Origin of the sequence: Campylobacter parajejuni (genome assembly GCF_046764905.1) — a bacterium.
Lineage (GTDB): Bacteria > Campylobacterota > Campylobacteria > Campylobacterales > Campylobacteraceae > Campylobacter_D.
Genome location: NZ_JBKORB010000004.1, coordinates 79,135 through 98,741, shown reverse-complemented (window position 1 = coordinate 98,741; position 19,607 = coordinate 79,135). Strand labels below are relative to the sequence as shown.

Genomic DNA, 19,607 nt, shown 5'->3' with positions numbered 1-19,607 from the left:
ATGAGAGCACGAGAAAAAAGAGTTTTTATACACATATTGTAAAAATGATTTTTTGGGTTTTTCTTGTTGTCATTGGAGCGATTTATTTTGGCAATATGTTTTTTGGGCAGTATTCTTTAGATACCTTACTTTCTTTAGAAAGCACCAAAGAAGAGCTTAATAAAAAGATTATTTTGCTTAAAGAACAAAATGCTAAGGCACAAAAAGATTATTTTGAATTAAAAGGATTATACCCAAATGAAAACTAAAATTTTAAGCCTATTTTTTATTTTCACTTCTTTGTTGTATGCGGATGAAAATCCTTTCAAAACAGACCAAAATTTGAGTTTAATGGCTCCACCTGAATTTCAAAAAGAGGAAGTTAAGTTTAATTCTAGTGCAAGAATTTTAAAAAGCATTACTTTTAACTATATTAATTTAGATGGAAGTGAAGATAAGATTGATTTAGATGTCAATAAAAGCATAGATTGGCACGATACTTATACTATATCAAGACTTAAAAGCCCTGACCCTTCAAAGGTGCTTGATGTTTCAGTTACTATACCTGAGAGAAACAACTCTAAGCAAGAGTTAAATTCCACAGCTAATGTCGAAATACCTTTGCAAGTTGCAAAAATTTATGATTTTATTTCTTATGCGGTTTATAAAAATAAAATAAAATTAAATACAAATGATGAAATGATTACAGATTTTTCGGTGGGAAATCCAAGTAAAATCGTGGTGGATTTTAAGTCTGGTTTGATAAGTCCTACAAAAAATATACGCCTTAGTAATTCTATTTTTAAGCGTATAGATTTTGGGTCGCACAAAGGATACTACCGCCTTGTAATTTATCTTGATGGAACTTATAGTTACAATATCCAAAAAGATGCGAGCGGATATATGATTAATTTGCTTTGATGAGATTTGTTTTTCTTGTATGTTTTTCTTGTTTTGTTTATGCTAGTGATATCCTACTTCTTAGCCAATTTAACAAGCAAGATTTTAGCTCTAAAGATTTTAATGCTTACTTGATGAGTGAAAAGCTTGATGGAGTGCGTGGAATTTGGGATGGAAGACGCTTAAAAACACGCCAAGATTATGAAATAAAAGCTCCTGAGTTTTTCACAAAAAATTTTCCTCCTTTTATGCTTGATGGCGAACTTTGGATAGCGAGAAATAAATTTGATGAAATTTCGGCTTTAATTCGCAGTGGTAATAGTAATGCAAGTTTATGGAAGAGCGTTAGCTATAATGTATTTGATGTGCCAAATGCTTGTGAAGAATTTCAAATTTCTATTTGCAGCCTTGAAAATCGTTTGGCTGTTTTAGAAGAGTATTTGCAAAAATATCCTAAGGTTTATATAAAAATTATTCCTCAAATTCCAGTTGAAAATCAAAACAATTTAAATCAATTTTACGAAAATATCATTAAAAATCAAGGCGAAGGTGTTGTTATACGCAAAAATTTAAGTCCTTATGAAAAAGGCAGAAGTAAAAACGCTATGAAATTAAAACCTTACGATGATGCAGAGTGTAGGGTAATAGGCTTTAGCAAGGGTAGGGGCAAATTTAAAGGTCAAGTTGGTGCTTTGCTTTGTGAAATGCCAAATGGAAAAATTATCAAAATAGGTAGCGGTTTAAAAGACGAAGATAGGAAAAATCCACCAAAAATTGGCAGTATTATAAGCTATAAATTCAATGGATTTACCAAAAATTCTTTACCCCGTTTCCCTGTTTTCTTAAGGATAAGAGATGAGAATCCTTGACTTTAAAATTATTTTGTGATAAAATGTTTGCTTTTATTTATTCGGGGTGTAGCGCAGTCTGGTTAGCGCACTTGGTTTGGGACCAAGGGGCCGAAAGTTCGAATCTTTTCACCCCGACCATTTTCTATAAATTTATACAAAATGGTGAGTGTAGCTCAGTCGGTTAGAGCATCAGATTGTGGTCCTGAGGGTCGTGGGTTCAATTCCCATCACTCACCCCATTCAGAGCGCTCGTAGCTCAACTGGATAGAGCGACAGACTTCGGATCTGTAGGTTATGGGTTCGATTCCTATCGGGCGCACCACCAAATCATATGCGTTCATAGCTCAGCTGGATAGAGCAACGGCCTTCTAAGCCGTAGGTCAGAGGTTCGAATCCTCTTGGGCGTACCACTTTTGCGGATGTGGTGAAATTGGCAGACACGCCAGACTTAGGATCTGGTGCAGCAATGCGTGAAGGTTCAAGTCCTTTCATCCGCACCACTTTAAACACCATTTTACCATACTTTTAGAGATTTTGCTTAAATCATACTGAAGCCTTTGAAGTCCTATTATATCATTTTGGATTATTTCAAAAAGGTAACCTTTTAGCAGGTAACTTCTAATAGCAACTGAATGAAAGGATAGTTATAAAATAGTCCTTTTTATCCGTTTAAGTTTAGCGGTAAAAAAGGTAAAAATAAGCTCTAACCTTAAAGCAAAGGTAACCTAAGGTAATTTATTAAGTTTATAAGGCTTTGAAATACGCTATAATGCAACAAAAATAATAAGGTTAAAATGGCGATTGATAGAAGAGATTATAATATACCCATAGGAAAAGTAACGCATTTAAAAGGTGCAAGAATAAGATTAAATACAAGGTTTAGAATTATCTTTAAGTAAAATACTTTAGACTATAATAAAATGCAATTGAAGGGAAATAAAGTATTTAAAAGAATTTGATATGAACTTGATTTTAGAAAATGTAAGTGATGATTTTGTAAAAATTATTAAAGCTATAGCTAAAGTAAAAAGCGTAAAGGTAAAGACTGAGAAGGAAGAGAAATTAACCATAAATGGTTATACATACCCGCCTTTGAAAATGAGCTTTTAAAAGAAAACGAAGAATGTAAAAGACTTATAAAAAAGTGTAATAAATACTTACATCACACTTAACACAATGCAAGAGCATCTATTTGATAGACAAAGAAGTGTGGAATGGTCTAAATTATTGAGCCAAAGAAAGGTTTGCATAATTGCAATTTAAAAGAGTATAAAACAGCGGATTGGGTAAAAATACAAGACCAAACACTAAAAAATAAATGTTTTCTTATTTGCATAAAGATGAATCAATCATGTAGGCATTGGATAGTAAATACACTATGTATTAATTTTAAAGCAGATTAATAAAGGAAAGTTAAGAAAGTATAAACAAGACAAACTAAACATAATTAAAATTATAGATATACAGAACAAACAGTCGCTTAAATTGGAGTTAAGCATCTGTTTTGTTTCTTGTTGTTTTTATGTACTATGGATAATCTCATCTATAACAACAGCCTCTATTATTTGCTCTTTGAATGCTTCATTTGGCACTATAGGTCGCATTGCTACAATTGATACTATAATTGGTTTTAAGATAGAATTTGAATAAGGTTGCATTAAATCTAGGCTAAAATCAGAACCAAAGAAGTCTTTGCTGGACATAATAATTTTATCTACCTTAGCTTTAAATTCTTGAGCTTCATCTCCAGACAACTTAAATGTCATAGCCAAATACATCATTTGAAAAAAGAAAACTTTTTGTTTTTTAATACTATCATCTTCTATAAAGTTGTCCATAATTTTTTTAACTAAAGTTCCACCGCCAAAACCCCCTATCAATCCTCCAGCTATACCTCCAACAACAGTTCCAACACCAGGAATAAAAGACAACGCAGCAGCTCCAACTAGAGCTCCAGCCGCCCCTCCAGCTATACCTCCGGCGTTTTGTGCTATATTTTTTAAACACTGCATACCACTAATCTGCCCTTTCATCATTTGGAAAATTTCTACACTTGATGTAATTGCCATTGTGACACCAGCAACAACAACTGTGCTTCTTAGTGCATTATTCGCAGCTGTGGTAGCTGAAATATTACCAGGTTTGCTTATTGTGCCGGCAAAAGCCTTTCCTATTTGACTATCAAATCTAAAATTTATAGCTGATTGTAAAAATGAATTTACCTGCGGGATTCTTTGAATTTGAGATGTGGCTATATATGTAACAAAAGTTTGCCCACCAGCTTTCATACTAGATATACTTGCTTGTTGTAATGCTTGTTTAATATCTTTGTTTTTGAAGTATAAAATTGAAGTATTAACAACCAAAGATACACCAAAAGCACCAACAGCCACAACCGCACCATTCATTGCATCAAATTTTAAACTCTCTTTAGAACAAAATTTAGCATAGTTCTTTGCTTCTGCTAAAGTCACATTTCCTTTTCTTATAATGTTTTTTGCCTCGCTTGGATCCGAAACGCCAGGGACTTGCCCTTTTTTGATTTTATTAGCCATTATTTCCACAGCTTTGTCATATTGGTCTTTTGGAACTTCTAGCTGCATTGGTTTGCCGTTGTTATCCATATAGCGATAGTTTCCGCTAGGACCATCAAAAGCTGAATTAACACTAGCAGAAGGGGTTTTGCAGTATTTTGATTGTATCTTAATACCATCTACTATTCTATCAGCTCCATTTTTAACATTATCTCCACCCACGAGCGTAGCACTTTTACCGCTAATGTTATCCAACTTTGTGTTCATTATCTCAGCTGCATCTCCATGACCTGTTGAAACAATCACATTGTTATTTGCATCTATAATTTGACCTTTTGCATTTGTTCCAACACCCTTTGTATGATTTAGGAAATTTTCGCTTGTCTGTATCGGTCTAAAATTTGTATTCCAAGCTTCTGAACTAGCAATTGCTGAAAAAGCCACTGCCACACTTTTACTCACTGACTCTTGTGTTTTACCAAAATCTTGACTATTGTGTATCTCTTTTGCTATTTCTATACATTCATATTCTGTTTGACTGCAGGTGTCAGAACAAAACCACTCACCATCATCATCTGCATCATCTGCTAAGACAACTTTTCCACAAGATGAGCAATATCTTATCTCGTCTATGTTTATGGGATGAATTAAAACTTCATTATAGTTATAAAGCTTTGTTTCTATATCTTGTAGCATAATTAAATCTGAAAACATTTCATTGCTTAAAGACGCTATTTTTTTAAGTTTATTAATGAGATTTTGTTTATCTGGTAGAATCTCTTTAGTCGTAATATCTGTTATTTTATCTACCAATTCGTTATATTTTTCATAAAAAAAGTATGACCGCACGCCATTTAAATTTAATACAACAATATCATTTGTATTTGCTAATCCATCTAAAATTCTCTCACTCAGTTTAGCTTGCTCTTCTAAAAATTTTTTAAAAGCCTCTTCTTGTTTTTCTTTTGTTTGTTTTTTTGTATCGTTTAGCTTATAATACATGTCATCTATAGTAAAATATCCAATTTCTTTTTTATCTTCTATCAATTCCAATGCAGCATTAAAAACCAAAAAATATTTTTTAGCATTACTGCGAACCATAAGAGCTAAAGTAATTAAGATAATAAAAACCCAAAAAATTCCATCTGCGTTTTTTACATCAAGGAAATTAATTGCTAAGCAAGATAATAAAATCGTCAAACAAAAAGCAAAAGATAATAATAAGCTTCTATTTACCCTTTTTTTATCCTCATCATTAAAAAAATATGCTTTATTTTTTGAGATATTTAATTTTGTTGTAAAATAACATATAATAGTGGCAATAGATGCAAATATCCAATCCATATTTTCTATGCTTCCAAGACCCCCCCCCCCACCATAATACAGCTATTGTTATAATCCCAAATACTTTACATACTTGCCCGACAACACTAACCCCTACTTTATTTGCAATAAGATGTAGTATCCCAAAAGATACACCAATAAACAGTATATTAAAACCAATAAAAGACCACATATTTCTCCTTTTGTAGTGAATTTTTTAGGGCTTATTATATCTTAATTTTATTATATTTGGAATTAATTTTATTTTTTAATCCTTCTAAAAACTTCACATGTCTCCTATCCGCACCATATTTTAATCTTTCTTTGTAAATTTTAAAATTGTAACTTTATTAACTTTGTCAAAGTATCATTACATATTTTTTTTAGGATGGTGTTGATGAAAAAAAGCATAATAATTTCGATAATGTTCTTAGTGGGTATGGTGCAGGCTAAGGAAATACAAATTTATGAAAGTCCTACTTGTGGCTGTTGTGATTTTTGGGCTGATTATATGAAAGCTAAGGGTTATAAGGTTAGTATCCATAAAACCAATGATTTTCTTAAGATTAAAGAAAAAATGGGTATAAAAGATGAGTATCAAAGTTGTCATACGGGGCTTATTGATGGTTATGCTATTGAGGGGCATGTTCCCCAAAGTGCTGTGGCTTGGTTGTTTGAAAATAAACCTAAGGATGTAATAGGAATTTCAGCACCCGGAATGCCACAGGGAAGCCCGGGAATGGAACAAGGATATAGTGAAAAATATCCTGTAATTTTAATGAAAAAAGATGGAAGTTATGAGCTTTATGGGTATTTTATAGGAGAGAAAAAGCTTTAATTTTTTAGGTAAAAAGACATTAGCTTTTTACCTTTCTGATTTCTTTTTCTAGTGTGCTATATGGAGTAAGGCCTATGAATTTTTCGTCCATTTTACCCTCTTTGAAAAAGCTAAGTACAGGAACTCCATATATCTCTCCAATAGCACTTGAAAGGTATTTTGCAGCTTTTTTCTCATAAAACATTATTAGATTTGATAAACCTTTTTCATCAGCCCAAGTTTTTGCGTCATTAATACTATTTGCATCGCCTAAAACTACAAAAATATCAAAATTATAATTTTTAGCTAAATTTTGCAAAATAGGAATCTGCTCTTTGCAAACCCCACAATCTTTAGTAAAAAATACTAGGGCAAAATTTTGCGTTTTATCATCTAGTTTCAAGGTTTTTTTAAAGCCATTGTAAGCAAAATTATAGGTTTTATCACTATTTAAAGCTTTAAAATTTTCTCCACTATCACAAGCTATAAAAAACAAAACTACAATTAAAGCAAAGAAATAAGTTTGGATTCGAAAAGTTCCCATGGTTTTTCTCCTAAAATTCTATCCTGTATTAGACCATCTTTGATGATGATAGTAGTAGGGGTTGCAAATACGGCGTAGCGGTCATTGGTGATTTTAAGATTGTCTTTTAAAATTTTGATATTTTTAAAATCAAATTGTTCGGCTAAAACTTTAACCACATTGGCATTATCAATAGAATTTATAGCATAAATGCTGATTTTATTAGGATGATTTTGTGCGAATTCGTCTAAAGAAGGGAGTTCTTTTAAGCAAGAAGGACAGCCATTTTGAAAAAAGACTAAGACCTTTAAGCTTGTATTATCATCGGCAAGTTTTACGGCTTTTCCTGAAGTATCTTTAGCTGAAATTTCAGCACTTTTTTCTCCAACTTTTCCAGTGTCTTTTGAATTTTCAAAAGAACAAGCATTGAGTAAAAATAAAACACTTAAGATTAAAAAGGTTTTTTTCATTTTAATACCCCGTGCTGTAAGATGAGCGTGCGGTCTGCAAATTTAGCCAAATCAGGATTGTGTGTGATTAAAACAATGGTTTTACCTTCATTTTTTAGCTTTTGTAAGGTTTGAAGAACTATTTTTTCATTAGCTTCATCTAAATTTCCTGTGGGTTCATCTGCAAGTAAAAGCTCTGGGTTGTTGATTAAAGCTCTTGCTATGCAAACCCTTTGTTGTTCGCCACCGCTTAACTGACTAGGTAAATGAGTCAAACGATGTGAAAGCCCCACTTTTTCAAGCATTATTTTTGCATCTTCTTCATCTACGCTTGAGTGATAATATTGCGAAAGCATAACGTTTTCTAAAGCGTTAAGATAAGGAATAAGATGGAATTGTTGGAATACTAATCCTATTTTTTCACGACGCAAGGTGATTTTTCGCTCTTCATCTATTTGTTCTAAATTTTCATTATCTAAGACAAATTGACCGCTACTTGGACTATCCATGAGAGATAGTATATTTAAAAGCGTTGATTTGCCGCTACCTGATGGACCCATAATAGCAAGCCATTCTCCTTCATAGATGCTTAAATTGATATTATTTAAAGCTTTAACTTTTCCAAATTCTTTATTCAAATGAGTTATTTTGATAAGTTCTTTTTTCATTATTCACCTTTCAAATTTTCACAGACATTGATTTTTAATGCTTTTTTTATGGGAAAAAATGCGGCCAAAAAGGCAAAGCCTAAAGAAACGATTAAAGCGATAAAAACAGCCACAAATCTAAAATCAATGCTGGAATCAAAAATTAAATAGCCAAAGATATTGGCTAAAAATATCCCACAAAAAGCCCCGATAAAACTAGCAAAAAGGCTTATAACAAAGCATTCGCTAGCAAAAAGCTTGAAAATTTCGCTTTTTTTAGCACCCAAAGCTAAGCGTAATGCGATTTCTTTTTTGCGTGAAAATATAATGGAGCTTAAGGTCGTATTCACGCTAGTGGTAACTATGATTAATACTACAAGTATGATTAAAAACATTAAAGCTTTGATTTTTCCAAGCACTAAGCCTTCGCTTAAAGACACAGAGGATATAGGTTTTGCTTCGATTATTTCATTGCTTATTGCTTTTGTTTTAGCCTTAACTTCGTCAAAATTGCCATAAACCACAGCATTGGCATAGTTAATGCCTGTTCTATCGCTTAAATTTTGCACCACACTTAAAGGAGCTAAGGCCAAGCTGTCAAATTCATCATTGCTTGATAATATCCCTTTTATGATGAGCTTTACACTTTTTCCATTGTTGGGATTATAAATTTGGAGTTCATTACCTGCTTTGAGACCTAATTGCTTGGCTAAATTAATACCCAAAAAAGCAGAATTTTCATCAAAATCATTTAAGGAAAAACTTCCTTCTTTAAGCTCCAAAAAAGGCTTTGTGATTTTTAAGGCTCTAAAATCAGTACCTAAAACCACTCCACTTGTGCTACCTAAATTTAAAAATTCATACAAAAAAGGAGTTAAAGCCCTAGCTTTTAAATTTTCTTTCATTTTTTCATATTCTCCATTGGATATGAAATTTTCATCTGTATTTTTAGGGCTTATCATTACATTTGCCCCATAAGCTTTTAGTTCTTTAGAGAGCTTAGTGTCGATGTCAAAATAAATATTTAAAAAAGCTGAGCAAGTAAGCGCTCCTATAAAAACGCTCAATATAATGATAAAAAGCCTTTGATAAGAAAAGCTAATGCTTTTAAAAAGCTCATTAAGGAAAAACTTATCTACCATATAACACTCCTGCTGGGGAAAGTTGGGTAATGTTTTTTATGGGAAGCAAACAACCAAGTATAGCAATAAATCCTGCAAAAATCAAACTTAAAGGCAGGGCTATAAAAGCAATGTCAATAAAATATCCAAAAATACTAAGGCTAATGATTTGCGAAAGTGCTACACCAAAAGCAAAACCAAACAAAGCGGCAAAAAGGGCTACGATTAAATTTTCACTAGCAAAAAGTAAATAAATTTGAAAAGTATTGGCTCCAAGCACCTTTAAAAGTCCTATTTCTTTTTTTCTACGATGAATTTCAGAACTCATAAGACTTGAAATAGCTATACTTGCTATGATGATACATATAATGCAAGTAACACTCATTAAGGCTTGAATTTTTTTAACCACTAAATTTTGCGCATCACTTATGGCATTTAAGACTTTTGCATCAGCTCCGGGCAAACCATCACTAATTTGACTAGCAATCGAACCCACATAGGCTGAGCAATACCATTTGTCGTATTCTAATTGGTCTAATTTTTCTTCTCCTATGCGACGCACTTTTTCAGAAAGAGCCGACTCAGGTATGGTAAAAGCCCTGACTTCTGCACTTGAGTAAAGTCCTTGTTTGTCGAGTAATTCTTGGGTTAAATTTAAAGGAGCGATGATTTTATTAGTCATTTTGGGATTGGTATGAAGTAAAATTCCTGCAATTTTGACTTCTTTGCTTTGATTATTTTCTCCTATTAATTTAACATAAGTTCCTATTTTTAGTTTGCTATTTTTAGCTAAATTTTCTCCTAGCATAATTTCGTTGCCATCATCTTTTGCCCATTCTCCTTCCACTTCTAAATAAGGATAAAGACTTTTTATGCCCGTAACAAAATCATCATCTTTAATTTTGATAGCTTTTTGAAAATAAGTGCCATAAATAAGTGCATTTTGCTTGAAATTTTCATCATCAATTCCAATTTTTCCTTCTAAAAAAGGAGCGAGTGCGGTGATGTTATTACGCCAATAAATGTCTTTAATCATATATAAATTTTTTTCTTCTAGGTAGTTTTTGTTTTTTAAAGGTTCGTAAAGTTCATTACCTATTTCTATGCTAAGGCTTGAGCCTTTGGGTAAAACAAGTATATTCGAGCCATAGCTTTTAAGTTGCTTGGTAACTTCATCTGCTATACTTAGGGTAATATTTAGCATAGTAGAAAGCAAAAGTGTAGCTAAAAAACAAGTAAGGAAGGCTAAGAATTTTTGAATTTTATTTTTAAATATAGAGCCTAAAATCATTTTAGCTAACATCATTCCTCCTTTGAATCAAAAACTGCGCTTCATTTTCTTCTACATATTTCATAGGGTCTTTTTTAAATTCTTCGTAATTTTTCTCATTAGAAAAATAATAAGTTATACCTTTGTAGCTGTAAGAAAAAGGTGCTTGAGTGTTGATAACCTTGCTTTTTGAAACAGGGTCTTCAACTTCAATTTCTTTAATTTGATTAAAATAATTAGACCCCGCTATAACATCTTTTACATCTATACTGATTTTTTTGCCATCGTATTCGTATTTAAGTGGAATGGGATTACAACCCCCGCTTTTCCCTACGCTAGGTAAAAAAATACGCACATTACAAGAGATACAAATGAGTTCGCCATCTTTTTTTATATAACCCATATCTCCACAAATCATACAGGCATCAAAAACAGCCACAGGCGAGTCTTTATCTTCTCTTTTGTTGATAAGAAAAAATCTTATTACCTTTCCTTCTGCACTGATATAAGCAAAGCGGTGGAGCTTATTGTCTCTTAAAAGGGCTATATCGAAAATAAATTTACCATTATTATCGGGTAAAATTTCCTTAGGTTCATCTAGGGTTAAAGGTTTAGAACTTACCATAAAAAAGTATAAAATAATACAAAAGCTTACAACACAAGAGATAAAAACACTGGAAAAATAGCGATTGATAAGGCTTGTTCTAGCTTCATTTTTGCGGAAATTTATATCTAAAATTTTATTTTTTTGTATGTTTTTTTGACGCTTTGTAAGACTTAGAAAAGCTAAAAGTGTTATAAAAAATAAATAAACATAAATTCCAAAAAAACCAAAATAATTACTTTTTCCTACAAAACTTACCAAAAAAGTGTGAGTGTCTATGATGGAATTTCGCATTAGAGTGAGTAAAATGTTGGCTAAGGCTTTATCGCTTTCTATTAAAACAAGAAATAAAAAAAGCATAAAACTTGTTTTGGGATTAAAGTTTTTTTGCCATTTTAAAAAAAAGAAATTTAAAATACAAATCATCAAGGCTAAGATAATAAAACCTAAAGATGCTATGCCTTCGCTATCGATTAAAGAACCAGCAAAAATAGGAAAATCTTGACTTAAAAAATAATAATGCAAGGCTATGCAAAAACTTAAAATTCCCAATAAAATAAAATTTAAAATTTCAATTTTTTTCCAAAAATAAAATACAAAGGCTATGAGCAAACAGCTTATAAAAATAAAATCAAAATTAAAGATTAAATTTTCAGTCTTTAAAAATTGAGCTGCGATGAAAAAGGCAAAATATCCAAATAAAAATCCTAAAAAAATCGCTAAAAAACTTTTAACAATATATTTTTTATCAGGTGTAATGAAAGCCATTAAAACACTCAGTGGTAGAACATTGATAAGAAAATGCACAAAATATATACTCATCATTTACTCTTTAAATATTGTTATTTTAATTTTAAAATGAAAATAAAAATACTTAAATACACTCGGAAAATCCGAGTGTAAAATCATTTTGGTGTGCCTGTGTATTTGAATTTATAATCTACTTTAAAAGGTTCAAACCACTTGCCTACGCCTGTTTCTTCATCAACATGGCGTCCAAATCCTTGTTTTTCAGGGTTTGAAATGTAAAAAGTAAGTTCATAGTTTCCTACGCCAAAACCCCCTTTTTTATCCTTTTCCATAGCGATATTTGCGCCGTAGTGAGGACCATCATCGGCCACCATAGGCATTAAGGTTCCGCGTTTAATCGCCCCTGTATCGGTATTTTTAAGCTCATAAGCTATGGTTAAATAAGGCATCCAAAAACCTTCAGGAAAGCCATTTGGGTTATTTTTAAGTGCGTGAATATCAGCTTCTAAATGAATATCTGCTAAAGAAGCTGCTAAATCAATACCTCTTGGTTCCATTTCTATAGGCTGTAAATAAACCGCCGCTATTTCCATGCCATTTAATTCTTTTGGGTCGCCAATTGGCACTTCGCCCGCAAACACACTTGTGCTAATAACTGCACTTGCAGCAACTACTGATAAAAATTTTTTTATCATAACTTCACTCCTTTTTTAGAAATTTGCTTTGTTATTAAAATGCCAATAATTAGCAAGATTAAAACTATAAATTGTGGGATTAAAGTCTCATAATAAGGGTAAATTCCAAGCCATAAAATCGGTTCGAAATTTATAGGTATAAGACTAGGAATGATAACTTTGCCTTCTATGAGTTCGGCTATACCCTTACCCGTAAAGACAAAAACCATATAAAAAATAATATAGGATGTGATATAAAAAAATTGTTTCACAGGAATGCGGATAGCTCCTGCTTTTAAAAGAAAATATAAAACAATCAGTATTAAAATTCCAAGTCCAAGACCGCTAAAAACAGCACTAAAATCAGTGCTTGTCTTGGCATCAAAAAGTAAGGCTTGATAAAAAAGAACGGTTTCAGCCCCTTCCCTATAAACAGCCAAAAACACGGTTATCCAAAGGGTTTTTGCACTATTATTTGATATGGCATCTATGGCACCTTGTTTAATGAAGTTTGCCCATTTTTTATTTTGGGCATTTGAAAGAAGCCAAAAACCTACATAAAAGAGTAAAACTACGGCTATTAACATTGTAACGCCTTCTATGAGTTCCCTGCTTTGTCCCGCATTTTCTTTAAAAAGCCAAGAAACTCCAAAAGCAGTAATAAAGCTTAAAATCACTCCTGTAAAAAGAGCGTTATAGGCGATATTTAGGCGATTTTTATTACCACTTTGAATAAGATAAGAAACAATAGCCACAACTATAATCAAAGCTTCTAAGCCTTCACGCAAAATAATTCCTAATGCCCATATAAAGAGCGAATAAGGTGAAGAATCTTGAATTTTATCCACGCTACTTGCTATAAGTTGCTCTAAGTCATTAAAAGTAGTTTCAAGTTCTTTTTTGTCGGCACTTGCTTTAATCAAAGCAACGCCTTTGGAAAATAAACTTTCTATTTTAAGCTTTAAGCCACTATCCACTGCGCCGATTTTATTCTCCATTCCGCTTGCTTCAAAAATATCTAAATAAATCCCTTGTAAATCATCAACTATAGAAGCACTAAAACCATCATAATTTTTCAAAATTCCATCTAGGGCAAGTTTGATATCATTAGAAACTTTAGCATAGTCCTTACCCTTTGTTTCATCATTAAAACCTGAAATTTGTAAGCTAGAAAGTTCTGAATCGGGAATTTGTAAAAAGACATCAAAAATTTGCTCTTCTATGTTATCAAGTGCGTCTCTTAAGCCTTTTTCGTCGATACTTGCATCGTTGATTTGACGTATGAGAGTGCGAACGGCCTGTTGAATTTTTTGGTCATTTCCTGCTTTGGTGAATTTATTAACTAGAATTTCGACTTTGGTATTGCGATAATCATTAAATAAAGCGTCATTTAAAAAATCCTTGCTAGCTTGATAGTTCTTTTCCTTAAAGGCATTGGCTGCTTGAGAAAATTTGGTCGATACGTTATCAAGTATGAATTGCAATCTCGCATCCATCGCTGCTGCGGCTTGCAAGTCAGCACTTGCATTATCATCTGTGCGGTTTGTGGGTGTGTTAAGAATTTGATTGTTTGAAGGGCTTTGGGCTAAGTCTTTTTTATCCACACCCATCATTTGTGCGATTAAAGCTTCTGCATCGGCTTCGCGTTTGGCATTGGCTTCCAAGCTTGATTTTTCAGCTTCAGCCTTATCGTAATTTGTATCACTTGCTTCAGCTTTTAAGCGGTAGCCATTTTGCAAAACAGGTGCTACTTCATCAAGGTCATAACAAAGACTATCAATCAAAGCATTAATTTGTGTTAAGGGTGCGTTTTCTTTATACATACGACGCAAATTGACAAATTTTCTCTCCATAGTAATAGCTTTTCTTCCTATGTTTCTTCCTATGGGACCTTCCATATTTTCAAAATGTTGAAAATACGCATCTTCGCTAAGTTTTTTAGCTCCTAGATTATCACCTTTTTCATAGGTTTGTAGGCTTTGTTTTAACATATCTTTTATAAGATTTGCTTCGTTGATATAATCATCAACCCTAGCAAAAGCGGAACTGGTTAAAAAAATGCTCATTGTAAAAAATATAATTTTTAAAAATTTCATTATCGTTAATCCTTGATTTTTGATAAAAATAAAAAATAATATTTATTATCAAAATAAATAATCGGCTAGTATAATATTAAAAATCTTAAATAGAACTAAAAAATAAGTTTTTGTATCAATAATATTTTTTATTAATTATATTTTAAGATATGTTTTAACAAATATTTAAATATTTATGTTTTTATAATTTCTATCGAATTGTAAATTTATTACCCCATTATTTTTTGTATTCGGTAATGATTTTATTAATTTTATTAAAAGTTTAGGGAAAAATATTAAGTTTTAAAATTATTATCCGATTTAATCTAAGTCTTAAGACTTACAATGTAAAAAGGAGGGCAATATGGTTTCAGATGTTTCTATGAGTAGTGCTAATTTAATGACTGCTATTAACACTTCAGTTTTGAAAAAGTCTATGGATACGAATGAAGCATTGATGAATGAGCTCATCGAAGGTATGGAAGGTGTCTCTCAAGCCTCCGCTCCACAAGCTTCTAGCTCCGGTGGTTTAGATATTTACGCTTAAATATCTTTATATAAGCTTAAGATATTGTTTTAATATTTTAGGCTTATTTTTTAAATAATTATTTTTTTAGTATTTGTTCGTTATAATCTTGTCCGTTAATTATGGAATTTTTTACAACATTTTTAGGAGCAAGAAGGCAAATGATAAAAAAAATCGTTTTGAGTGAAACTTTTCCGGGTATTTTACTTATATTTTTTACCTTTTTGGCCTTATTGTGTAAAAATTCTTCTTTGAGTGTTATTTATACAGATTTTTTTCACGCTAACTTTACGATAGGGTTTGACCATTTTCAAATTTCAAAGTCTTTAGATTTATGGATAAATGATGGCTTGATAGCTATATTTTTTCTTTGCATAGGCCTTGAGTTAAAATATGAAATTTTACGCGGACAACTTAAAAACATAAAAGCTGTATCTTTGCCTATATTTGGGGCTTTAGGGGGTATGATTACTCCGGCTTTAATTTTTGTTGCTATCAATTACTCTCACGATTTTGCTATGAAAGGCTGGGCTATCCCTACGGCCACAGATATAGCTTTTGCTGTGGGAATTTTAATGCTTTTAGGAAATAAAATTCCCACAAGTTTAAAGCTTTTTTTGCTTTCTTTGGCTATTTTTGATGATTTAGGTGCTATTATTATCATTGCTTTATTTTATACAGACCAACTTTCGACTTTGGCCATTATCGTTTGTTTGTTTTGTATTTTTGCCTTGCTTTTATTAAATTATTATCATATCACCCATCTTTCTTTGTATATATTAGTGGGCGTTGTGCTGTGGATAGCTATGCTTAAAAGTGGGGTGCATGCGACTTTGGCTGGCGTGATTATTTCTTTGTTTATACCCCTTGATACCAAAAGCAAAAAACCTTATTTGCACGAAGTTCTTAAGGATTTAAATCCTTGGGTAATTTATTTTATTTTGCCTTTATTTGCTTTTGCTAATGCGGGGATTGATATTAGAGATATGCATCTTGGCTCTATCATTTCACCTGTGAGTCTTGGGATTATATTGGGATTATTCTTAGGAAAACAATTAGGCGTCTTTGTCTTTTGTTTTATCGCCATCAAGCTTAAGCTTGCTAAGTTGCCTGAAAATGTTAGATATGGAAAATTTTATGGTATTTGTATTTTGACGGGTATTGGTTTTACTATGAGTCTATTTATTGATGGTTTGGCGTATAAAAATAGTGATATTTTCGAACATGCGGATAAACTTGCTATTTTGATAGCTAGTTTTTTAAGTGCCATTATTGGTTTTATTTATCTTAAGATTGTTAAATGAATAATATAGTCGTTAAATTAAAAGCTTTGGTTTTGAATGAGGCTTTTGGTGGTATTTTGCTTATATTTTGCACTCTGCTTGCTTTGCTTGTGCAAAATGGTTCTTTTAGTATGCACTACCGAGAATTTTTAAATTTAAAAGTAGGATTTAGTATCGGTGGATTTGAACTCAATAAACCCTTTTTGCTTTGGATTAATGATGGTCTCATATCGATTTTTTTCTTTGCCATAGGACTTGAGCTTAAGAAAGAATTTTTACATGGGGATTTTAAAAATCCTAAAAATATTGTTTTGCCTTTTATGGCTGCCTTAGGTGGTATAATTGTGCCCGCGGTATTGTTTGCTTTGGTAAATATAGGAGATGCCTATACCTTAAAAGGTTGGGCTATCCCTACAGCTACGGATACGGCTTTTGCTTTGGCTATATTAATGATGTGTGGAAAGCACATTCCATCAAGTTTAAAAATTTTCTTACTTTCTTTGGCTATTTTTGATGATGTGGGTGCTATTTTGATTATAGCTATTTTTTACACAACAAAATTATCCATAGTAGCTTTTATAGTGGCAGGAGTTGCTATTTTGGTGATGTTTTTTTTAAATCTTTTTGGGATAGCACGAAAATCTTTTTATTTTATTTGCTCGGTCATTCTTTGGATTAGTGTCTTAAAAAGCGGAGTGCATGCAACTTTAGCGGGGATTATAACAGCGTTTTTTATACCGATGCAAACCAAAAGTGGAGAACCTTTTTTAGAAGAAATTTATGAAAGTTTAAAATTTTGGCTCGCCTTTGTTATTTTGCCTTTATTTGCTTTTGCAAACGCTGGAGTTAATTTATCCAATATTGATGTTGGAGCGGTTTTTTCGGGTGTGAGTGTAGGTATTTTCTTGGGTCTTTTTGTGGGTAAGCAAGTGGGTGTATTTTTATTTTCTTATTTGGCGATTAAGCTTAAATTTGCAACCCTGCCACAAGGTTCAAATTTAAAACAACTTTATGGGGTTTGCATACTTACAGGCATAGGCTTTACGATGAGTTTGTTTATCGATGGTTTGGCTTATGAAGTGAGTGATATTTTTAATTACGCAGATAATTTAGCCATTCTCATAGCTTCTTTTTGTTCTGGAATTTGGGGTTTTATTTATCTTAAATTTTTTGCTACACGAACTTAAGGAGAATGATGAAGCTTGTTTGTTTTGCAATTGCTATTGTGTTTTTTATAAGTGGTTGTAGCTTTTACCAGAATTTAAACTATACGCGTCCAAGTTATAATGATACAAGTAAAGAAAGTAAGCTTAGGGTTATTGCAAATGAGTGGAAAAGAACCCCTTATGTCTTAGGTGGAACGACTAAAAAGGGTGCGGATTGCTCGGGATTTACGCAGAGTGCATTAGCCCAGCTTAATATACGCATACCCCGCACGACTAAAACTCAAATGGGTTCAGGGGTGAAGGTTTCTAAGTCAAAATTAAAAACAGGAGATCTTGTTTTTTTTAAAACGGGCAGGGGACCAAATGGTATGCACGTAGGTATTTATACAAGTAAAGGTAAATTTATCCATTTATCCACCAAGGGCGGTGTAAAAGAAGTAGAGCTTAATAATTCTTATTGGAAAGCCCGTTACATTGGAGCAAGAAGGTATTGAAAATAGGTGTATTTGATAGCGGGGTTGGGGGCCTTAGTGTTTTAAAATCTCTTTATGAAGCAAGGCTTTTTGATGAGCTTATTTATTATGGAGATACGGCACGCGTTCCTTATGGAGTAAAAGATAAAGATACGATTATAAAGTTTTGTCTTGAGGCGTTGGAATTTTTTGAACAATTTCAAATCGATATGCTCATCATTGCATGCAATACCGCTAGTGCTTATGCTTTAGATGTTTTAAGAGTAAAGGCACATTTTCCAATATATGGTGTAATTGACGCAGGAGTTGAGGCAACGATAAAGGCTTCGCCCGATAAAAACAAAGAAATTTTAGTCATTGCTACAAAAGCAACCATTAAATCCAAAGAATATCAAAAGCGTTTGTTATCTCAAGGATATACAAATATAAATGCTTTAGCTACGGGACTTTTCGTGCCTATGGTGGAAGAAGGTATTTTCGAAGGGGAATTCTTGCGAAGTGCTATGGAGTATTATTTTAAGGGTATTACAGCCCCTGATGCCCTGATACTGGCTTGCACGCACTTTCCTTTATTAAGCAAGGCTTTAAGTGAGTATTTTGGGACTAAAACAAAGCTTATTCATTCAGGTGATGCCATAGTGGAATTTCTTAAAAAAAGAGAGGATTTAAGCTCTAAAAATTACAAAACAAAATTACATTTTTACGCTTCAAGCGATGTTGAATCTTTAAAAAATACTGCTAAAATTTGGCTCAATTTATAAGGAAATAAAATGATAGAATTAAAAAAACCCGATGAAATAGAAAAATTAAGAAAAGCTAATCAAATCGTAGCAAAAACTTTAGATTTTTTAGAGAGTGAAGTTAAAGCGGGAATGAGCTTAAAGCAGATTGATAAAATGGCAGAAGATTATATTTTAAGCTTTGGTGCCAAACCATCATTTAAAGGACTTTATGGCTTTAGCGGTGCGATTTGCACTTCTTTAAATCAGGTTTGCATTCACGGAATTCCCGATGATAAAGTGATTAAACCCGGAGATATTTTAGGGCTTGATGTAGGTACTATGCTAGAAGGGTATTATGGCGATGCAGCAAGAACTCTTGCTATAGGCGAAATTTCATCCACAGACCAAGCTTTAATTGCTTGTGCTAAAGATGCTTTGTATTATGCTATAGATATTATTCGTGATGGAATGCGTTTTAAGGAGCTTTCAGCTGCTTTAGGTGAATTTATTCATGCAAGAGGTTTTGTCCCACTTCGTGGATATTGTGGACACGGCATAGGTCGCAAACCGCACGGAGAGCCCGAAATTTTAAATTATTTAGAGCAAGGTTCCAGTGCAAAAAGTGGCCCTAAAATTAAAAATGGAATGGTGTTTTGCATAGAGCCTATGATATGCCAAAAAGATGGAACTCCAAAACATTATAACGGAAAATGGGATGCTGGAAGTGCAGACGGACTTAATACAGCTCATTATGAACATTGTGTTGCTGTGATTAATGGGTGTGCCGAAATTCTTTCTGTGGTATGAAATTACAAGAAATAACATTTTAATTTTTAAAAATTTTTATAATTTATCTTATAAATATTCTTTGGTAATTTAAGTTACTAAATGATATTTTTATTATGATTTAAGTGTTTTTT

The 19,607-nt window shown here is 32.4% G+C and carries 20 protein-coding genes and 5 tRNA genes; 16 read left to right on the top strand and 9 right to left on the bottom strand.

Annotated features, from left to right (window positions below; translation table 11 throughout):
- Nucleotides 1-44: 44 nt before the first annotated feature.
- The 9 genes from ACLL8X_RS05040 (at nt 45) to ACLL8X_RS05000 (ending at nt 2,840) form a co-directional block, all read left to right on the top strand.
- Nucleotides 45-248, top strand: a complete 204-nt coding sequence (locus tag ACLL8X_RS05040) for a hypothetical protein (protein WP_411989841.1) — start codon at nt 45-47, stop codon at nt 246-248.
- On the top strand, nt 238-900 hold the full coding sequence (gene cgpA, locus ACLL8X_RS05035) for a glycoprotein CgpA (protein ID WP_411989840.1): 663 nt from the start codon (nt 238-240) through the stop codon (nt 898-900). Before ACLL8X_RS05040 ends, cgpA begins: the two co-directional genes overlap by 11 nt.
- Nucleotides 900-1,748 (top strand): DNA ligase, encoded by an 849-nt coding sequence (locus tag ACLL8X_RS05030; RefSeq protein ID WP_411989839.1) that lies wholly within the window; start codon nt 900-902, stop codon nt 1,746-1,748. The genes cgpA and ACLL8X_RS05030 overlap by 1 nt, the downstream gene beginning before the upstream one ends.
- A gap of 42 nt (nt 1,749-1,790) precedes the next feature.
- A tRNA-Pro gene (locus ACLL8X_RS05025) sits at nt 1,791-1,868 on the top strand.
- Between the two features lie 24 nt (nt 1,869-1,892).
- Nucleotides 1,893-1,969 (top strand) — tRNA-His (locus tag ACLL8X_RS05020).
- Nucleotides 1,970-1,975: 6 nt separating this feature from the next.
- Nucleotides 1,976-2,052, top strand: a tRNA-Arg gene (locus ACLL8X_RS05015).
- Nucleotides 2,053-2,063: 11 nt separating this feature from the next.
- A tRNA-Arg gene (locus ACLL8X_RS05010) sits at nt 2,064-2,140 on the top strand.
- A 5-nt stretch (nt 2,141-2,145) separates the two neighbouring features.
- Nucleotides 2,146-2,230, top strand: a tRNA-Leu gene (locus ACLL8X_RS05005).
- A gap of 460 nt (nt 2,231-2,690) precedes the next feature.
- Nucleotides 2,691-2,840, top strand: a complete 150-nt coding sequence (locus ACLL8X_RS05000; RefSeq protein WP_411989838.1) for a hypothetical protein — start codon at nt 2,691-2,693, stop codon at nt 2,838-2,840.
- 410 nt (nt 2,841-3,250) lie between these two features.
- On the opposite strand, the gene ACLL8X_RS04995 is transcribed toward ACLL8X_RS05000, so the two are convergent.
- On the bottom strand, nt 3,251-5,608 hold the full coding sequence (locus ACLL8X_RS04995) for a hypothetical protein (RefSeq protein ID WP_411989837.1): 2,358 nt from the start codon (nt 5,606-5,608) through the stop codon (nt 3,251-3,253).
- Between the two features lie 403 nt (nt 5,609-6,011).
- On the opposite strand from ACLL8X_RS04995, the gene ACLL8X_RS04990 reads away from it, so the two are divergent.
- The gene (locus ACLL8X_RS04990) at nt 6,012-6,425 is read left to right on the top strand and encodes a DUF411 domain-containing protein (RefSeq protein WP_411989949.1); all 414 of its coding nucleotides are present in this window, start codon (nt 6,012-6,014) and stop codon (nt 6,423-6,425) included.
- A gap of 19 nt (nt 6,426-6,444) precedes the next feature.
- On the opposite strand, the gene ACLL8X_RS04985 is transcribed toward ACLL8X_RS04990, so the two are convergent.
- The 8 genes from ACLL8X_RS04985 to ACLL8X_RS04950 all read right to left on the bottom strand — a co-directional run bounded on the left by ACLL8X_RS04985 (nt 6,445) and on the right by ACLL8X_RS04950 (nt 14,538).
- On the bottom strand, nt 6,445-6,948 hold the full coding sequence (locus ACLL8X_RS04985) for a TlpA family protein disulfide reductase (protein ID WP_411989836.1): 504 nt from the start codon (nt 6,946-6,948) through the stop codon (nt 6,445-6,447).
- Entirely contained in the window at nt 6,909-7,397 is a 489-nt protein-coding gene (locus tag ACLL8X_RS04980; RefSeq protein WP_411989835.1) for a TlpA family protein disulfide reductase, read from the bottom strand. The genes ACLL8X_RS04985 and ACLL8X_RS04980 overlap by 40 nt, the downstream gene beginning before the upstream one ends.
- Entirely contained in the window at nt 7,394-8,047 is a 654-nt protein-coding gene (locus ACLL8X_RS04975; protein ID WP_411989948.1) for an ABC transporter ATP-binding protein, read from the bottom strand. Before ACLL8X_RS04975 ends, ACLL8X_RS04980 begins: the two co-directional genes overlap by 4 nt.
- Nucleotides 8,044-9,165: an ABC transporter permease gene (locus ACLL8X_RS04970; RefSeq protein WP_411989834.1), complete on the bottom strand. Its 1,122-nt coding sequence runs from the start codon at nt 9,163-9,165 to the stop codon at nt 8,044-8,046. The genes ACLL8X_RS04975 and ACLL8X_RS04970 overlap by 4 nt, the downstream gene beginning before the upstream one ends.
- On the bottom strand, nt 9,155-10,450 hold the full coding sequence (locus tag ACLL8X_RS04965) for an ABC transporter permease (RefSeq protein ID WP_411989833.1): 1,296 nt from the start codon (nt 10,448-10,450) through the stop codon (nt 9,155-9,157). Before ACLL8X_RS04965 ends, ACLL8X_RS04970 begins: the two co-directional genes overlap by 11 nt.
- Nucleotides 10,437-11,840, bottom strand: a complete 1,404-nt coding sequence (locus ACLL8X_RS04960; protein WP_411989832.1) for a Fe-S-containing protein — start codon at nt 11,838-11,840, stop codon at nt 10,437-10,439. The genes ACLL8X_RS04965 and ACLL8X_RS04960 overlap by 14 nt, the downstream gene beginning before the upstream one ends.
- An 83-nt stretch (nt 11,841-11,923) precedes the next feature.
- A complete protein-coding gene (locus tag ACLL8X_RS04955; protein ID WP_411989831.1) occupies nt 11,924-12,463 on the bottom strand; it encodes an iron transporter in 540 nt (179 codons plus the stop codon).
- Entirely contained in the window at nt 12,460-14,538 is a 2,079-nt protein-coding gene (locus ACLL8X_RS04950) for an FTR1 family iron permease (RefSeq protein ID WP_411989830.1), read from the bottom strand. Before ACLL8X_RS04950 ends, ACLL8X_RS04955 begins: the two co-directional genes overlap by 4 nt.
- A 343-nt stretch (nt 14,539-14,881) precedes the next feature.
- Here ACLL8X_RS04950 and ACLL8X_RS04945 point away from each other — a divergent pair, with 343 nt between their 5' ends.
- The 6 genes from ACLL8X_RS04945 (at nt 14,882) to map (ending at nt 19,494) form a co-directional block, all read left to right on the top strand.
- On the top strand, nt 14,882-15,064 hold the full coding sequence (locus ACLL8X_RS04945) for a YjfB family protein (protein WP_411989829.1): 183 nt from the start codon (nt 14,882-14,884) through the stop codon (nt 15,062-15,064).
- 101 nt (nt 15,065-15,165) lie between these two features.
- The gene (nhaA, locus tag ACLL8X_RS04940; RefSeq protein ID WP_411989828.1) at nt 15,166-16,347 is read left to right on the top strand and encodes a Na+/H+ antiporter NhaA; all 1,182 of its coding nucleotides are present in this window, start codon (nt 15,166-15,168) and stop codon (nt 16,345-16,347) included.
- Nucleotides 16,344-17,513 carry a Na+/H+ antiporter NhaA gene (nhaA, locus tag ACLL8X_RS04935; RefSeq protein ID WP_411989827.1) on the top strand — a complete coding sequence of 390 codons (1,170 nt, stop codon included), beginning with the start codon at nt 16,344-16,346 and terminating at the stop codon, nt 17,511-17,513. Before nhaA (ACLL8X_RS04940) ends, nhaA (ACLL8X_RS04935) begins: the two co-directional genes overlap by 4 nt.
- A gap of 5 nt (nt 17,514-17,518) precedes the next feature.
- Nucleotides 17,519-17,986 (top strand): C40 family peptidase, encoded by a 468-nt coding sequence (locus tag ACLL8X_RS04930; protein WP_411989826.1) that lies wholly within the window; start codon nt 17,519-17,521, stop codon nt 17,984-17,986.
- Nucleotides 17,983-18,726: a glutamate racemase gene (murI, locus tag ACLL8X_RS04925; RefSeq protein WP_411989825.1), complete on the top strand. Its 744-nt coding sequence runs from the start codon at nt 17,983-17,985 to the stop codon at nt 18,724-18,726. The genes ACLL8X_RS04930 and murI overlap by 4 nt, the downstream gene beginning before the upstream one ends.
- A gap of 9 nt (nt 18,727-18,735) precedes the next feature.
- Nucleotides 18,736-19,494 carry a type I methionyl aminopeptidase gene (map, locus tag ACLL8X_RS04920; RefSeq protein ID WP_411989824.1) on the top strand — a complete coding sequence of 253 codons (759 nt, stop codon included), beginning with the start codon at nt 18,736-18,738 and terminating at the stop codon, nt 19,492-19,494.
- The last annotated feature ends 113 nt before the right edge of the window (nt 19,495-19,607 follow it).

What these genes read in the sequence shown, in the direction of transcription:
- ACLL8X_RS05040 (WP_411989841.1), top strand. Translation starts at nt 45, where the DNA reads ATGATTTTTTGGGTTTTTCTTGTTGTCATTGGAGCGATTTATTTTGGC.
- cgpA (WP_411989840.1), top strand. Translation starts at nt 238, where the DNA reads ATGAAAACTAAAATTTTAAGCCTATTTTTTATTTTCACTTCTTTGTTG.
- ACLL8X_RS05030 (WP_411989839.1), top strand. Translation starts at nt 900, where the DNA reads ATGAGATTTGTTTTTCTTGTATGTTTTTCTTGTTTTGTTTATGCTAGT.
- ACLL8X_RS05000 (WP_411989838.1), top strand. Translation starts at nt 2,691, where the DNA reads ATGAACTTGATTTTAGAAAATGTAAGTGATGATTTTGTAAAAATTATT.
- ACLL8X_RS04995 (WP_411989837.1), bottom strand. Translation starts at nt 5,608, where the DNA reads ATGGATTGGATATTTGCATCTATTGCCACTATTATATGTTATTTTACA.
- ACLL8X_RS04990 (WP_411989949.1), top strand. Translation starts at nt 6,012, where the DNA reads ATGTTCTTAGTGGGTATGGTGCAGGCTAAGGAAATACAAATTTATGAA.
- ACLL8X_RS04985 (WP_411989836.1), bottom strand. Translation starts at nt 6,948, where the DNA reads ATGGGAACTTTTCGAATCCAAACTTATTTCTTTGCTTTAATTGTAGTT.
- ACLL8X_RS04980 (WP_411989835.1), bottom strand. Translation starts at nt 7,397, where the DNA reads ATGAAAAAAACCTTTTTAATCTTAAGTGTTTTATTTTTACTCAATGCT.
- ACLL8X_RS04970 (WP_411989834.1), bottom strand. Translation starts at nt 9,165, where the DNA reads ATGGTAGATAAGTTTTTCCTTAATGAGCTTTTTAAAAGCATTAGCTTT.
- ACLL8X_RS04965 (WP_411989833.1), bottom strand. Translation starts at nt 10,450, where the DNA reads ATGATGTTAGCTAAAATGATTTTAGGCTCTATATTTAAAAATAAAATT.
- ACLL8X_RS04960 (WP_411989832.1), bottom strand. Translation starts at nt 11,840, where the DNA reads ATGAGTATATATTTTGTGCATTTTCTTATCAATGTTCTACCACTGAGT.
- ACLL8X_RS04955 (WP_411989831.1), bottom strand. Translation starts at nt 12,463, where the DNA reads ATGATAAAAAAATTTTTATCAGTAGTTGCTGCAAGTGCAGTTATTAGC.
- ACLL8X_RS04950 (WP_411989830.1), bottom strand. Translation starts at nt 14,538, where the DNA reads ATGAAATTTTTAAAAATTATATTTTTTACAATGAGCATTTTTTTAACC.
- ACLL8X_RS04945 (WP_411989829.1), top strand. Translation starts at nt 14,882, where the DNA reads ATGGTTTCAGATGTTTCTATGAGTAGTGCTAATTTAATGACTGCTATT.
- nhaA (WP_411989828.1), top strand. Translation starts at nt 15,166, where the DNA reads ATGGAATTTTTTACAACATTTTTAGGAGCAAGAAGGCAAATGATAAAA.
- nhaA (WP_411989827.1), top strand. Translation starts at nt 16,344, where the DNA reads ATGAATAATATAGTCGTTAAATTAAAAGCTTTGGTTTTGAATGAGGCT.
- ACLL8X_RS04930 (WP_411989826.1), top strand. Translation starts at nt 17,519, where the DNA reads ATGATGAAGCTTGTTTGTTTTGCAATTGCTATTGTGTTTTTTATAAGT.
- map (WP_411989824.1), top strand. Translation starts at nt 18,736, where the DNA reads ATGATAGAATTAAAAAAACCCGATGAAATAGAAAAATTAAGAAAAGCT.